This window comes from Photorhabdus cinerea (assembly GCF_011189575.1).
Taxonomy (GTDB): domain Bacteria; phylum Pseudomonadota; class Gammaproteobacteria; order Enterobacterales; family Enterobacteriaceae; genus Photorhabdus; species Photorhabdus cinerea.
Genome location: NZ_PUJW01000004.1, coordinates 165,875 through 182,121, shown reverse-complemented (window position 1 = coordinate 182,121; position 16,247 = coordinate 165,875). Strand labels below are relative to the sequence as shown.

At 42.2% G+C, this 16,247-nt stretch carries 14 protein-coding genes; all 14 read left to right on the top strand.

Annotated features, from left to right (window positions below):
• Window positions 1-54: 54 nt before the first annotated feature.
• Window positions 55-1,893 carry a contractile injection system tape measure protein gene (locus C5469_RS05490; RefSeq protein ID WP_166303414.1) on the top strand — a complete coding sequence of 613 codons (1,839 nt, stop codon included), beginning with the start codon at window positions 55-57 and terminating at the stop codon, window positions 1,891-1,893.
• A 9-nt stretch (window positions 1,894-1,902) separates the two neighbouring features.
• Complete coding sequence (locus tag C5469_RS05485; protein ID WP_166303411.1) at window positions 1,903-4,002, top strand: ATP-binding protein; 2,100 nt, start codon at window positions 1,903-1,905, stop codon at window positions 4,000-4,002.
• Between the two features lie 24 nt (window positions 4,003-4,026).
• Window positions 4,027-4,929 (top strand): Pvc16 family protein, encoded by a 903-nt coding sequence (locus C5469_RS05480; protein WP_166303409.1) that lies wholly within the window; start codon window positions 4,027-4,029, stop codon window positions 4,927-4,929.
• A 49-nt stretch (window positions 4,930-4,978) separates the two neighbouring features.
• Window positions 4,979-5,551 (top strand): DUF4765 family protein, encoded by a 573-nt coding sequence (locus C5469_RS05475; protein WP_166303406.1) that lies wholly within the window; start codon window positions 4,979-4,981, stop codon window positions 5,549-5,551.
• Between the two features lie 190 nt (window positions 5,552-5,741).
• Window positions 5,742-6,752 carry an Insecticial toxin gene (locus C5469_RS05470; protein WP_166303403.1) on the top strand — a complete coding sequence of 337 codons (1,011 nt, stop codon included), beginning with the start codon at window positions 5,742-5,744 and terminating at the stop codon, window positions 6,750-6,752.
• Between the two features lie 682 nt (window positions 6,753-7,434).
• Window positions 7,435-8,361 carry an Rpn family recombination-promoting nuclease/putative transposase gene (locus C5469_RS05465; protein WP_166303400.1) on the top strand — a complete coding sequence of 309 codons (927 nt, stop codon included), beginning with the start codon at window positions 7,435-7,437 and terminating at the stop codon, window positions 8,359-8,361.
• A 719-nt stretch (window positions 8,362-9,080) separates the two neighbouring features.
• Window positions 9,081-9,530 (top strand): phage tail protein, encoded by a 450-nt coding sequence (locus tag C5469_RS05460; protein WP_166303397.1) that lies wholly within the window; start codon window positions 9,081-9,083, stop codon window positions 9,528-9,530.
• Between the two features lie 53 nt (window positions 9,531-9,583).
• Complete coding sequence (locus C5469_RS05455) at window positions 9,584-10,666, top strand: phage tail sheath family protein (RefSeq protein ID WP_166303394.1); 1,083 nt, start codon at window positions 9,584-9,586, stop codon at window positions 10,664-10,666.
• An 11-nt stretch (window positions 10,667-10,677) separates the two neighbouring features.
• Complete coding sequence (locus C5469_RS05450; RefSeq protein ID WP_166303391.1) at window positions 10,678-12,087, top strand: phage tail sheath family protein; 1,410 nt, start codon at window positions 10,678-10,680, stop codon at window positions 12,085-12,087.
• A gap of 48 nt (window positions 12,088-12,135) precedes the next feature.
• Entirely contained in the window at window positions 12,136-13,329 is a 1,194-nt protein-coding gene (locus C5469_RS05445) for a phage tail sheath C-terminal domain-containing protein (protein WP_166303388.1), read from the top strand.
• 13 nt (window positions 13,330-13,342) lie between these two features.
• On the top strand, window positions 13,343-13,801 hold the full coding sequence (locus tag C5469_RS05440; RefSeq protein WP_166303385.1) for a phage tail protein: 459 nt from the start codon (window positions 13,343-13,345) through the stop codon (window positions 13,799-13,801).
• Window positions 13,798-13,977, top strand: a complete 180-nt coding sequence (locus C5469_RS05435) for a DUF5908 family protein (RefSeq protein ID WP_112895170.1) — start codon at window positions 13,798-13,800, stop codon at window positions 13,975-13,977. The genes C5469_RS05440 and C5469_RS05435 overlap by 4 nt, the downstream gene beginning before the upstream one ends.
• Window positions 13,964-14,647, top strand: a complete 684-nt coding sequence (locus C5469_RS05430; protein WP_166303382.1) for a CIS tube protein — start codon at window positions 13,964-13,966, stop codon at window positions 14,645-14,647. Before C5469_RS05435 ends, C5469_RS05430 begins: the two co-directional genes overlap by 14 nt.
• Window positions 14,644-16,245 (top strand): phage baseplate assembly protein V, encoded by a 1,602-nt coding sequence (locus C5469_RS05425; RefSeq protein WP_166303379.1) that lies wholly within the window; start codon window positions 14,644-14,646, stop codon window positions 16,243-16,245. The genes C5469_RS05430 and C5469_RS05425 overlap by 4 nt, the downstream gene beginning before the upstream one ends.
• The last annotated feature ends 2 nt before the right edge of the window (window positions 16,246-16,247 follow it).

Here is a 16,247-nt window from a genome sequence, read left to right as displayed (position 1 = left end):
ATACTGGCAGATTAAAATTATCTCTTCACTATTCATTATAAAGGATATATTAATATGGCTTCGGAGCCAAATCTATTAAATCGGATTACCATTACTGTTGAAGCTAATAATTTACAGGTGGCTAAAAAAGTATTGCATGGCTCCCTGCTTAATCAAGCCAATATAAATAAATTATTCAACTCATACTTTGATGAATATAATATCCATCAGGATATCTCCTTAGAGATATTAACTCTGAATCTTGGTGAAATAAGTTTTCACAACTTTAATCTATTATTTCCTAATCGCCTCAAAGTTGCACTAAATAAAGCACTCCGCCAATATCATATAAACAACCATAGGGAAGAGATCATACTGAATGAACCAATACCCGCTAAATTTAATGATGAGACATCTTTATCTGGAGATAATCATTTAATTGATGCGGAGAATTTCATTTACTTCTTATATCAAAAAGATCCACAATTCAATCTAATGGAGGTAATAACGGATAATAAAAACAGCAATATCAAGATTGAACCATTAATAAATCAATTAATGCAGATAGGAAACAAATCAGCGTCACTATTAGCAAAAAGCTGTTTATCTGAACATGGCCTACAACGACTTTTAGCTATCAGGCAACCGGCTTTATTGCAAGCCATCAGTCGCAGATTATCAGAAAGGAGAAACCGATCACAATATCAAGAGGAACCTATCTACTCTGAGCAATTGATATTGAACGCATTAGAATATATACAACGGTATAATATCCAAAACATTCCCAAACCTGATAAAAAAATCATATTACGTATTACAGCCAAATTAAATAATCTCGCACTTAATCCCAAATCCATTATTGAATTATTTCGCCAGGCTGTAATAGCTAATAACCCTTTACTGAATGAATGGCTGGAACAATTTTGGCAAATAGAATCAATTGCACAATTATGTAAAAAACATCTCTCTATTCAGCAGTACAAAAATTTAATCAACCTCTTTAACGATGGAAACCAACCTGCCAAAGAACAATTTTCACAGCAAATAACTTCCGCTAATTGGATAATAACTGAAATATTTCGATCATTATCCACAGAGCATCATAAAAATTTACCAAAATTAAATCAACATCAACTGTCATTAATCTCAACGGCTATTCAACAAGGAGAAATTGAAACACAAAATATCCTTCAACTATTTCAACATCCTGCATTGTATGACCAAACAGATACCGCCTGGTTAGTTCCATTATGGCAATTAGCCCCGGTCTCACAAATCTGTAAAAAACATCTATCTGTTGAAAAATATCAACATCTATCGGCACATTTTATTGCAAAACAAGAGGACAAAAATGAGTCTGGTAAAAAATCAATCATAACTTCTAAACCGGTTTTATTACCTGAACACCGCCTGCCACGTCAGGTCAATAATGCCGGCATATTAATTTTATGGCCGATGCTACCGGTACTATTTAATCAGCTTGGTTTACTTGAGGAACAAAAATTTATCCATCGTCAGGCCCAGTTTAGTGCCGTTAATCTCCTTGATTACCTGATTTGGGAAACCGAAGAAATACCAACAGAACGGAAAATCCTAAATAACGTTCTGTGTGGGCTAATGGCTGATGAAAACAGTGAATCAATCCCTATTGAACCAGAAAAACAATTAATAACCACGCAATGGCTGGATGCTATTATCACTCAACTTCCCAGCTGGAAAAAACTAAGCCGTAATAATGTCCGCCAATTGTTCTTACAACGTCCGGGTGAATTGCGGTTCAATGAACAGGAAATCAATATCACAATACAACATCAACCATTTGACGCACTATTAACCGATTGGCCGTGGCCGTTAAATATCGCCAAACTTCCCTGGCTGGACCGCCCTTTGCGGATTGACTGGCAAAACATTTAAAAGGTTTATATGGACTACCTACTGACAAATAACCACGGTGAACTTCAACCTATAACGCCTGAATTACGCTGGATTTATTCCCATCTGGAACGAATTGACCTGCTATTGCAGCACTATTATTACCAGAAAAAAGACAGATACGATTCATTGCCGGAGAGTTTTTTACTTGTCGAAGATGAAATAGAACAACGTCTGGCAGAACCATTCGGTGTTCCTCATTGGCTACCTCAAGTAGATAATATTATTCACAGCTCAAAAACCACCGAGGAAAACCCGGCCTTTGATGCATTATCACTATTAGTCGAACGTTTTGAACTCACTGAATTTGAACGTGATGCCTTATTGTTAGGTTTATTACCCCATTTTGACAGTCGTTATCATTCACTATTTGCTGCGCTAAATGGTAATAGTAAAAAACAGTGGCCCAGTTTTGCTTTAACAATTGAATTATTTAGTCAGCGCCAACATGACAGGCAATTACTACAAAACAGTTTCTTACCTCAAACACCATTAATCCGTAATCATCTGTTACAGCTCAATAACTACGAAGAATCTGTCTGGTTACAAACACAGTTTTTAACTCACAGCGCTGTCTGGCATTTTTTATCAGGTCAACAGGTTATTCTACCGCCCCTGACAACCTGTGCTTATTGGCATCCTTCTGCCTCACAGACTTGGTACCCGCCAACTCTTTATGATTCACTGGAAAAGGTATTATTAAATGAAACCAACGAGATCCGCCCGCTGGTAATACTCAGAGGAAAACAGGCCAGTGCCAGAGAATTAGCAGTAAATAATATTATGGTGTCTCATGGCATCAATACCTTAACTCTCGATTTAACCCATCTGCCAGACGAAGAGAACCCAATAGGAATAGCTAACTTACTGACGAATGTAATACGGGAAACCCGGCTACACGATGCCTGTTTATTAATCCGCAACTTTTCTTTACTAGCAGAAGAAAAGAAAATATGGCACAGCGAATTATCTACTCTACTGAACCAACCCAAATTACGCGTAGTTTGCCTGGCAGAACCGCAAGATTCATTAGTGTGGATTAAACACCTGCCAATAATACAAATTGAGATGCCAGTACTCACGCTGACGGATAGAAAAACCATTCTGCAAGCAAGTTTACCGAATAATATCGCTCAAGAAATCAACATAACTCAATTATGTCAGCGTTTTTCATTTACAGCAGAAACATTACCGTTAATCCTCAAAGAAGCCAGTCAATACCAAATGCTCCGACAACCAACCGGTCAATTAGAAGAAACCGATCTACGTAAAGCATTAAATTTCCGCGCCCAACAAAATTTCGGTAAATTAGCTCAGCGAATCACCCCCAAACGCAGCTTTAAAGATTTAGTGGTTTCAGATACATTAACACAGCAGTTAAAAGAAATTATCGCCGCCATTCATTACCGTGACCAAATTCTGGCTACCGGCTTTCAGGAAAAAATAGGTTATGGTACCGGTATTAGTGCACTATTTTACGGTGAATCAGGAACCGGAAAAACCATGGCCGCAGAAGTGATTGCCGAACAGCTTGGTGTTGACCTGATTAAAGTCGATCTCTCTACCGTGGTGAATAAATATATTGGCGAAACGGAAAAAAATATCGCGCACATTTTTGATTTAGCCGAAGCGGATTCCGGGGTGCTATTTTTCGATGAAGCCGATGCCTTATTTGGCAAACGCAGTGAAACTAAAGATGCCCAAGACAGACATGCCAATATTGAAGTTTCTTACCTGTTACAACGATTAGAGGATTATCCGGGATTAGTGATTTTAGCCACCAATAATCGCAGCCATTTAGATAGCGCATTTAATCGCCGCTTCACCTTTATTACCCGTTTTACTTACCCCGACGAAACATTACGTAAAAAAATGTGGCAAATCATTTGGCCGAAACAACTTAAATTATCCAATGAAATTGATTTTGAACATCTGGCTCAACGAGCTGACCTGACCGGAGCAAATATCAGAAACATTGCCTTATTATCATCAATATTATCAGCAGATGATAATTGTGAACAAATTGAAAATAAGCATATAGAACGGGCCGTGACACTTGAATTAAACAAAACTGGTCGATTAGTATTTTAACTACTTCATAAAATTGGAGCTAATATGACAACGATAATTGCTTCCGACAATGCTATTATTGAAGTTAACAAGGCATTAAATGACATTCTAATTAAATACTTAAATATTCCAGGTCAAAATATTGATATTCGCTTTGACCTACCAGAAATTAATTCCATTCAATCTGAACCGACAGTGAGTGTATTTCTTTATGATATCAGTGAAGATCTACAATTACGCTCTGCCGAACCAAGACGTTATAACCCGGCAACCAGCACATTATTACCGGGATGGGTCAATATCAATTGTAACTATTTAATTACTTACTGGGATGCCAATAAACCCTCAAGTGACAGCTCCAGCCCAGACAGTCAACCGGATAATCAAGCGGCAAAAGTTATGACGCGTGTTTTGAATGCACTAATTAACAACCGTCAATTAACCGGCATTCCCGGTGCATACACCCGAATTATTCCACAACAGGAAAATTTAAACAGTCTGGGTAATTTCTGGCAAGCACTGGGTAATCGCCCACGCCTCTCTTTACTCTATTCCATTACTGTACCGATGAAGCTTAAAAATATTGAAGACAGTATTACACCGATTACCCAAATATCCGCTACTGTAGATCAAAAACCCAGTCTGGATAACTCACAAATAAATCAAGCTCTGACAGATAAATTATGTGCCGATTTAGGTGGTACAGAAGATGCCCGTCTTGCCCTTAATAAAGTGAATCTGATAACCGAACCCACAACAGATAATAATTATAATCAGAAAAATGAAAGTGTTATTCTTGAAGTTTCGGGCATTACCCATTCAACCTATTTACCTAAAATAAAAGATATTCTTTCCATATGGTTAAATAGTCAAGAAGCCGTTGTTAAAGTCAATGGGATAGGTATTATTATCGCTAAAGAAAATTCCGACAGTTTAATTTCAATATAAAATCATTATTTATTCAACAGAATACCACATTAATAATTGAGTAATAATTATGCCTAAATATACAATGAATGAAGATGATAAAAAATTCCTAAAAGACAATTCACAAGCACTTTTAGCTTATAATCAACTATCTGAGGATGATGATAATTATGATTCAGATGAAGATGAGGATGGCCCATTACCAGATGACATAACTTCCGGTCAATTTAAGACGTTAGAATATCATACAGTAGCCAGAGCTATTAAAGAAGCAATAGACCCAGAGGCATCTTTCATTTTATATCGTGGAGTAAGCAGCAAAACAGCCTTCGACATGTATAAGAACAGTAGCGCTGGAGGAGAGCCTGCCAATATCAATGCCCCACCTCCCACAATAGAAAACGCTCGCCAACAAGTAGGAAAAGGAGCATATTTGCCAGAGTTTTCGGTAGATGAAAGTGTATTCGATCGTTTCTCAAGAAACAGATATGGAGTAGTCGTTGAAATAAAATCAAAATATTTATCGCCAGGTAGTGAAAGTGAATCAGGTTTCGTCGCAAATAAAAATGCACCAATTAAAATTTTAAAAATATATGATAGAACGTTTGAAAAACCAGAAAAATCCCTGCCAAATGCATCGTAAATAACATATTTTTGAAGACACAGTACCTGTGTAATATTAATATACAATCTTTATTTCCACATCCATCATCAATATATTACATTTAATCAGTATATAGCCATTTAAATACCTATAATTGGAATGAAAATCATTTTAAATAAATAAAAAATCCACAGATAACAAACCCAACTACGACAAAGGATTTATAAATATGCCAAGATATTCTAATTCTCAGAGAATACCCACGCAGGGTACTAAAAATACTCGTAGAAAATCTCCATTATCAAACCCTTCTACCGAACATCTTTCACTTTCAAATAATCTAATTAACGACTCCTCCACTCGCCAACAAGTTAAGAAAGAATTTATTTGGGAAGGTCATATGGAGGCAATTGAAGAAGCGTCTAGAATCGGTAATTTTGCTGTCAGTTTTCGAGCAGCGGGTGAACCAACTCTCAGAGCCTTGGGTAAAGGTGCCGCAGCTAAGGGACATGATATTCTGGAAAAAACAATTAAACCCGGTTCAATTAATAAAGCTTATCCCAAAGACGAAGCTTCAGATGTAATAAAGAAAGTGCAAGAGGCGGGTATTGAAGGCTATGTAGGCCATTGGAATAAAGAAACGGGACGTCTCAAAGGCATCTATATGAGCAGCGGTCACGGTTTATCAGATGAACAGGTCAATGGGAAAATTTATCCCATAGATTTAAATAATCTCGAAGCAAGTCTGGCTCCTTTGAAAGAAAAAGAGAACTGGGCTGCACTGCCTTTCACGGGTGATTATGATACGCATGACATGATTAGTTTCACTACTCAACCGCATTCAGTACCATCCGATTCATCAGAAGAAAAGAAAATCATCAATCGCATTAACGAATATATCGCCAAATCTGATTCAAACCGACCATTTGAAGATATAGAGCACAATGTTATCAGGCATGGTCCTCAAGTAAGCTATCCTGCTTTTGCAATGGATAAAGAAAAAGAAGAGATAAAGAAACACGGAGGAATTGTCAAAACAGTTGCTGAGCCAGGCGAATTTCCGGTTGCTATCGTCAGTAAAGGGAAATGGACAATTGCCAATGACATCGATGAACTGAATCAGTTTTATAATAGTATTGGTGCAAAAATGAAAGTGAGCTGGAAACCGGGGGCAGAAAATCCCGGATTCGTTTCCAATCCACAAAAGCCGGGAATGGCCCGATTTAGCCGGAAAAAATAAAATAAATTATTATCACGTCAACAACGTCCTGCAAAATAAATCATTATTACCCTATGGATTTCAAGATACATCGCGACGGCAAGGGAGCGAATCCCTGGGAGCATAGATAACTATGTGGCCGGGGTGAGTGAGTGCAGCCAACAAAGAGGCAACTTGAAAGATGACGGGTATATTGGTACTTACGGTTGGCGTAGTAGATAACCGGGGTCTGCCGTACTAGATGTCATTTTCCTCCGAGCCATAGTGAAAATACCACCGACACATTCATTATCTGCATTAAATGATTTATATAAAAACCTGTTCCAGAATATCTCTCCTTCGTTTGTATGACCTGATGCAAAATAATAGATCATCTGGAGGGAACTCAGTCCAATTTTTGCGATCTGAACATTCAAGATTAACGGAAATATAAGTAATCGATATTTTTATGAGGGGGATTATTATTATGCGAATGCAAGTTAAAAACTGATTGAAATGAATGGCTTTCATAAAGTAGTTGTTGTAAATATAATATTTTCTCGTTTTTCCTTTTCTGGTATTTGATTCTTTAGGCTCTTCTATTAATGCATTCGGTAAAGATTTGCCTGAGGAAATCTGAGACAATGTTTTTTGTAACTTGATAGAAATACTATACCCTGGCAATGAGTAGTAATGACTACCTGATAAGACAGAGAAACAGATTGTGGCAAAGAAAGAAAAACGGCCTCACCATGACGCGTTATTCAAGCATTTTTTAACGCAGCCTGAAACGGCCAGAGAATTTCTCTCCCTTTATCTGCCCGAAGAGATCCAGTTGTTGTGTGATTTAGCCACATTGAAACTGGAGCCCGGCAGTTTTGTGGACCGGCATTTACGTCAACTGCACAGTGATGTGCTCTACTCGGTTGAAACGGCACGGGGGCAGGGCTATATCTACTGTCTGATTGAACATCAGTCCACCCCTGACCCGTTGATGGCCTGGCGGCTGATGTATTATGCCATGTCAGCCATGGCGGCTCACCTGAAAAAAGGCCATACCGAACTCCCTTTGGTGGCACCTCTGCTGTTTTATCATGGTGAGGTTCAGCCATATCCTTACACAAACCGGTGGCTGGATTGTTTCACGCTCCCTGAACAGGCTGCCCGCTTATACCGTCAGGCGTTTCCGTTGGTGGACGTCAGTGTGCTCAGCGATGAAGAGATCCTGACACATAAAGGGGTTGCCCTGATGGAACTGGTGCAAAAACATATCCGCTGCCGGGATATGCTGGAATGGGTCCCCCAGTTGGTGGAACTCCTGAATGCAGGGTATAATACAACCGAGCAGCGCAATGTGGTGTTACGCTATATTTTACTGAATGGACATACGCTGGACCTCTCCCAATTTGTCCATCAACTGATTGAACAATCTCCGGAGCATGAAACGATGTTGATGACTATTGCAGAACAGCTTGAACAAAAAGGGCTTGAGCGAGGCATTGAACAAGGTCGAGAGGAAGGTATTGAACTAGGCCGAGAGAAAGGTAAAGTGGAAACGGCTCGAGCCTTATTACGGCATGGCGTGAGTTTGGACATTATTGTCACCAGTACCGGGCTGAGCCGGGATAAAATTGAAGCGTTAAAGCATTAAATTAATCTTCTCTTTTACAGCAAAATGCCGATATTCAAAATCGGCATTTTTGTTCTTATTTATACCCTATGGAAGACAGCTGAAGGACGGGGTTTTACGGCGCATTGGATAAATAAACGCTTCAATAGACTGTTTATCCCCTTCTTTACTCATTCCTACCGTAAAAAATTCAGTAAATAGTCATTTGTCACTCGCCATTCGTAACAAACTCAGCCCTAAAAATTAACACTAAATCCACATTTTCTATCAATAGCAGGAAAAATCCCCTTCCCGTAATTCTCCAATAAGATTTTCATCTTATTTAGTTGGTGGCGATTTGTACGATCACACTTATATATCTGATTTTTTATCCTCAATTAATCGATGAAAAAGAAATATAAAATAATTATCCATTCATAATTTTCCTATCCCTAAAACCAAATAAAACCGCGTTAATACCTAAAATGGGTAATTCATACCATACCAATTAATAGTTATCACTCACTATTAATTAATATTCCATCCAAAGATTCATTACTTATAATCATGCCGCTTTATTAAATGCGATATAAATAATCGCGTAATAAACTTTTTCAGCATAAATAATAACCGCCATAAGGCAGTTTGCTGCGGTAGCTATACCCATAGCTCAGTGTTAATCAAAACATCAGTGCTAACCAAAACAAAGCAATAACGCTTTGTTTATCTTTTAAACGTAAATAACCAATAAGGAAAAAATTATGCCTACAACTCCAGAACAAATCGCTGTTGAATATCCTATTCCTACTTACCGCTTTGTTGTCTCAATCGGTGATGAGAAAGTCCCCTTTAATAGCGTTTCCGGCCTCGATATTTCTCATGACGTCATCGAATATAAAGACGGTACAGGCAATTACTATAAAATGCCCGGTCAACGTCAGGCGATTAATATTACGCTGCGTAAAGGTGTCTTCTCTGGTGATACTAAACTTTTTGATTGGCTTAACTCTATTCAACTTAATCGGGTCGAGAAAAAAGATATTTCAATTAGTTTAACCAACGAAGCCGGCACCGAGATTTTAATGACCTGGAGTGTGGCAAATGCCTTCCCAACTTCATTAACTTCCCCTTCTTTTGATGCCACCAGCAATGAAGTTGCTGTTCAGGAAATTAGCCTGACCGCAGATCGAGTGACCATTCAGGCGGCTTAAGACGCATTTATAAAGCTGTTTACTCAGAATATTGCACAATAATTGGAGGCAACATGCCAACAGTACCAACCTATCCCGGCGTTTATATTGAAGAGGACGCCTCACCCGCACTCTCCGTTCGTTCCAGTGCAACGGCAGTGCCAGTCTTTGCTGTTGCAAACAACAATTTATTAAGATCAGATAAACCCTATATTCGTGTTAGTAGTTGGATGAACTATTTGACACTAAAAGACGAGCCATTTAATCCCAAAAATATCCTTGACGTTTCACTACGTGCCTATTTTATTAACGGCGGTGGATATTGCTATCTCGTCAAAACTCAAGACTTAGAAACACAAGTGCCAAAACTTGACGATGTGACATTGCTGGTTGCTGCCGGAGAAGAGATCAACGAGGTCACAGGAACACTTTGTCAGCCGGGTAAAGGATTATTTGCTATTTTTGATGGCCCAAAAGATCAAATAACTTCGGCTCAAAAACCAAACGAACTCCTCAAATCTTATTCCCCTACTCCTTATGGCGCAGTTTACTACCCTTGGCTAACCGCTGAATGGGGAGAAAATAAAGCCGCCGTTGATATTCCGCCCAGTGCAGTGATGGCCGGTATTTATGCCAGTGTCGATAACAGCCGGGGAGTCTGGAAAGCGCCCGCTAACGTTCCTATTCAGGGAGGATTACAACCCAAATACCCGGTAACTGATGACCTGCAAGGGAAATATAACCAAGGCAGGGCACTGAATATGATCCGTACCTTTCCTAAAAGCGGCACGCTGGTTTGGGGTGCTCGTACACTTGAGGATAGCGATAACTGGCGTTATATCCCGGTCCGCCGTCTGTTTAACAGTGCAGAGCAAAATATTAAAAATGCCATGAGTGCTATGGTATTTGAACCCAACAGCCAACCCACCTGGAAAGCGGTTCACCGCGCTATCGATAACTATCTTCACACCCTCTGGCAGCAAGGCGGTTTAATGGGTAACAAAACCGAACAGGCTTACTTCGTCCAGATCGGTAAAGGTCTCACCATGACCGATGACGATATCAAGCAGGGCAAAATGATTGTCAAAGTGGGTCTGGCGGCAGTTCGTCCAGCCGAATTTATTATCTTGCAATTTACGCAGAATATCGCTCAATAATCGGAGGCAACATGTCAACAACACCAACTTATCCTGGCGTCTATATTGAAGAAGATGCATCACTGGCTCTCTCTGTTAGCCAAGGGAACACGGCAATCCCGGTTTTTATTGGCCGTTTCTCACCTAAAAAAACCAGCGCAACGCCACAAATAACACGCGTGAGTAGTTGGTTAGATTTTACTAACCAGTTTCATGTGGGTTGTATTAGGTCGGTAACAATCAAATTAACTGAACCTACTCCACCACCTGCCCCTTCCGTTCCTGAGAAAAACAAAGGTAATAAAAAAACCGAAAACAATACAAAAGCCAAAAGCAATGTAGAAACTTTTGCCACCCAAAAGCTTACGCTTGATACAGATGATAAAAATAACAGTGATTCTTACAATATAACTGTCGGCACCTACACAACAAGCAGTGATGCTTTAAAACTTTATTTCCAAAATGGTGGCGGCCCCTGCTATATCCTGCCAATTGCTGATACCAAAGATACTACTCTGGCATTAATTCCTGAATTAATTGAGCAGGCTTTAGAAATTACCTTGATCGTCAGCCCTGAACGGGATTCTTCTTATCAGAGTGCAATATATGGCAGCCTGACCCCTTTATTAAAGACAGGATATTTTCTTATCGCTGATAATCAGGATAAAGAAACCGCACTTAACGTTAGCCTGCAATCACAAACCGCAACTTATTATCCTGCGGTTAAAGTTTCACAACTTATTCAGATGGAGGAGAGTAGCGTCACGGTTTCAGGTTATCGGGATACAAAAGCTACCAATCTGGCAGAACTCAAACAGCAAAACTCAGGACTCTACAAGCAAGTTATCGAGGCAATAAAACAAAAAATTGCTGATAACAAAAACCTCATTCCTGCCAGTGCAGTCATGGCTGGTGTCTATTGCGCCACTGACGCCAGCCGCGGCGTCTGGAAAGCACCGGCGAATGTTGTTCTCAGCGGAATTAGTGATGTAGCGGATCGGCTCAGCGACAATGAACAAAGCACCATAAATCAAAAAGGCATCAATGCTATCCGTTATTTCAGTAACAAAGGTTTTGTCGTCTGGGGCGCTCGTACTCTGCAAGATGATGACAACTGGCGCTACATTCCGGTTCGGCGTTTATTTAATGCGGCAGAACGGGATATCAAGCAAGCCATGCGATTTGCCGTTTTTGAACCCAATAGCCAACCTACTTGGGAACGCGTTCGGTCAGCCATTGATAACTATCTGCATCAACTCTGGCAACAAGGAGCGCTGGCCGGTAATAGCCCGCAGGAAGCCTATTTTGTCCAGATTGGTCAAGGTGTCACCATGTCCGACATTGACATTAAACAAGGCAAAATGGTGGTTAAGGTTGGGATGGCGGCGGTCCGTCCGGCTGAATTTATCATCCTGCAATTTTCGCAAAATGTAACACAGTAACCGTACTGAGGCGCGGTTCGCCGCGCCTGTTCTATTGAGGAACCGAGAATGGAAATCACACAGCCCGGCGTCACCATCACGGAGAACCTGATATCCCAGCAACAAGATGAGGCGTTTATCGGTGTACCGGTTTTTATTGGTTACACCGCAAAAAGTCCAGACAACCAAACCGCCGTCAAGTTAAATAGCCTGACCGACTTTACCCTGTCATTTGGTGAATCAGGATTAACGTACTATTCCGTGCGTCACTTTTTTGACAACGGGGGTCAACAAGCCTATGTACTGTCGCTAGGGTCTGATGAACCACGTGGCAATTTTCAATCATTGAGCTCTACCCTACAACAAGATTGGGTTAAACAAGCAATTGCGGCACAGAGTGCTATCACGCTGATTGTGGTCCCCGATATTGTCTATCTGAATCAGATGGATGCTCCCGATTCAAGAATAGCTCAATACGATAAGATTCAGTTCTGGCTACAATTTTGGCAATCAGTACTTAACCTCTGCCAGTGCCGACGCGGCATCATGGGATTGCTGGATGCCCCCGATGATCCCGCACTGGCCGCGGAATGTTTAACGCAGCTCTCTTCCAGTGATCGGCAATGGGGCGCCGTATACTGGCCAAGATTGAACAGTGCCTATCAGGAACAAGATCGGTCTGTTGTTCTTTCGCCGACTGCGGCGGTGGCCGCCATCATTCAGCGTAACGATAACCAAATGGCGGTCTGGCACGCACCCGCGAACGTCACATTAGCCAAAGTGATAAGCCCAATACGCTCTCACATTGAAGCCGATGCCCTGTTTAATCAGGATGGCCCTTCGTTGAATCTGGTTCGCAGCTTCCCCGGCAAAGGGATAAAGATCTGGGGATGCCGCACGCTGGACAACACCCCCGACTCCCCTTGGCGCTATATACAAACTCGCCGTCTGGTTTCTTATATCGAAGCCCATATGACTCAACTGGGCCGGGCCTTTGTGTTCGAACCTAACAACGCCATCACCTGGATGAAGTTTAAAGGTCAGGCTTACAACTGGTTACGTCAGTTATGGCTAAACGGCGGACTGCGCGGTACGCAGGAAGATCAAGCTTTCGAGGTGCTACTGGGGGTTGACGAATCGATGAGCGAAGCGGATCTACGGGCCGGGAAAATGATCATGAAGATCAGGCTGGCACTACTCATTCCGGCGGAATTTATCGAGTTGAATCTGACATTTGATACCCGTACCGGGATCACCCATTAAACAGGGGCAAAATATGAACAATTTATACACCCCGTCGGTGTCACACCGTTTTATCGCCAGTTTTCTGTTTAACAATATCCCCAGCCCACTCGACATTGCTTTCCAACGGATATCGGGTTTGAGCCGTGAACTGCAAACCACCCAACACAGTCAAGGCGGAGAAAATGCCAGAAATGTTTGGCTAGCCGAGAAGATCCAGCATGGCAGTCTGGTACTGGAGCGCGGCGTGATGACCGTGACACCGTTGACTTGGGTGTTTGATCGCGTCCTGCGCGGCGAGAAAGCCGTGTATGCCGATGTGGTCATCATGCTACTGAATGAACATTCAATTCCCGTCGCAAGCTGGACATTAAGTAACGCCCTGCCGGTTCGCTGGTCCATCGGCGACCTTGATGCCAATAGCAATACGGTTTTAGTGAATGCGCTGGAGTTACGTTATCAAGATATGCGCTGGTTAGGAGTGAAAGCATGACTGTTGAAATTAAGGAGTTGATTATTCAGGCCAAAGTCACCGACTCAGCGAGTCACTCCGTCGCGCCACAAACACTGGCGCAGGAAGCGCTGGACAATGCCCACCTGATTGAAAAGGTGAAACAAGCCGTGTTAGATGCATTGCGTGAAACAGGAGGTCATTATGAGCTTAATTGAACGCAGCCTGTCCAAACTCACCCTTGCCGCCTTCAAGGATCGTGAAGGGAAAACCTCGGTAGGCAGTTTACAGGCAATGTATAACCCCGATGCCATCCAGCTCGATTATCAAACCCGTTATCAGCAGGATGAAAGCGTTAACAGTGCCAACCAAAGCAGCCGCTATGTGTTATCCCAACCGGCTGGCCTGTCATTAGTCCTGCTATTTGATGCCACCATGCCCGGTAACAACACCCCGGTAGAAACCCAACTGGCGACGTTGAAAGCCCTGTGTGCCGTGGATGCCAGTACTCACGTCCCCCACTTTCTTAAAATTAAATGGGGCAAAATGCGTTGGGAAAACAAAGGCTATTTTGCTTGTCGTGCCAGCGGCCTTAGCATCAGTTACACCCTGTTTGACCGGGACGCCACACCGTTGCGGGCCAGCGCTACCTTATCTCTGGTAGCAGATGAAAGCTTTGTTATCCAAGCCACCGAGCAGCAGTTAAAATCTCCCCCGGCTACTGCGGTTAACGTCACGGATATGCTCTCCCTGCCCTTGATCGCATTAGGCGCCGGAGCATCCTTGACGGGCGGGATCGATTATCTCTCGCTGGCCTGGCAAAACGGACTGGATAATCTTGACGATTTCACCCCCGGACAAACACTGCAAGCCAAGGGGGATGCATGAAGATACCTGCGATAACGCTCAAAATAGGCGGCAAAACACTCAACCACTTTACGGTTATCAGCTTAACAGTAAACCATCATATCAATGGCATCCCTTCGGCTAACATCACTCTGGGGATCGCCGGTGATGCCTGCCATATCTTTGATGCCAAGGCGCAAGCTGAACTGGCAAGCTGCCGCCCGAATCACGAACTTAGCGTGCAGATCGAAAAAACTGTGGTGTTTAAGGGGATCATCGTTCGACAAGCACTAGGGCTTAAAGGTCAGGACAGCATCATTACTCTGACCACCAAACATTCGCTGCAAAAATTAACTCACAACTTCCACTCACAACTGTTCAACAAACAAAGTGATGAGGCGATTATCAAGAAGCTGTTTAGCCAAGCGGGTATCCCTGTCACGATAAAACAAGCGCCTCAGCTTAAAACGGTGCATGAGCAAATGGTGCAGTTTCGCTGTAATGACTGGACTTTTCTAAAAAGTCGGCTGCTCGCAACCCACACCTGGCTACTGCCCGGTAACGATAGCGTGACGCTGATGGCTCCTGAATCACTGAATCGGTCAACCGTACATACCATCCACCAGCGGGCTAACCATCAGGATGCGGTGTTATTTGAAGCTAATCTACAATGGGATAATCAACGCAGCCCCAAAACCGTGAATGTACAATCCTGGGATATCGCCCAACAAAAACTGTCTCAAGCCCATCAGGCAAAAAGCAGCGGACTGGGTCGCAATCAACTCGCCACAGATAGCCTGACATCATTGACCAACCAAGCATGGCAATGGGTTTTCAGCTATCCATTGGACAATGAACAGGCCAAACAGCTTGCTCAAGGTATCCTGAATAACCGCCGAAGCCATAACGTCTCCGGTAGTTTTGAGGTTGAAGGCGATAACCGTTATCAAGCCGGCGATATTCTGGCATTAAGCGGCTTTGGTCAGGGGATGGATGGTCAGGCCATTATCACCGGTGTCAGTCATACCATCACTCAACGGCAAGGCTGGCGTACCCGACTAACGCTGGGACTATTACCGGAAACCGAGCAAGTTGTACCACCGGTTAAAGAGCTGCATGTCGGGATCGTGGAAAAATATCAGCGAGATAGCCAGTCACTGGGGCGTATTCCGGTCAAAATACCGGCGTTAAACTTAACCAATGGCATCCTTTTTGCCCGCTTAGGTAAGCCTTACGCCAGCCATGAAAGTGGTTTCTGCTTTTACCCGGAACCGGGGGATGAAGTGATTATCGGCTTCTTTGAATGTGATCCGCGCTTCCCGGTGATATTAGGCTCGATGCACAACCCGAAAAATAAATCACCAGTAGAACCGAGTGAAAAAAATCCAGTAAAAACCTTAGTGATTAAACAAGGGGAAAATCAGCAGGCATTAATCTTCGATAATAAAGATAAAACCCTCGCATTGAATAGCGGAAAAAATAAATTATCTTTACAACAAGATAAAGATATCACGCTTAATTCTGCTAAGAATTTTATTACCCATGCTCAGGAAATTAAAATAGAGGCCCAAAAATCTCTGTCCGCCGCCGGTAAATCTGGGGTTGATATTAAAGGTGCGAAGATTAATCTAACCCAATAATA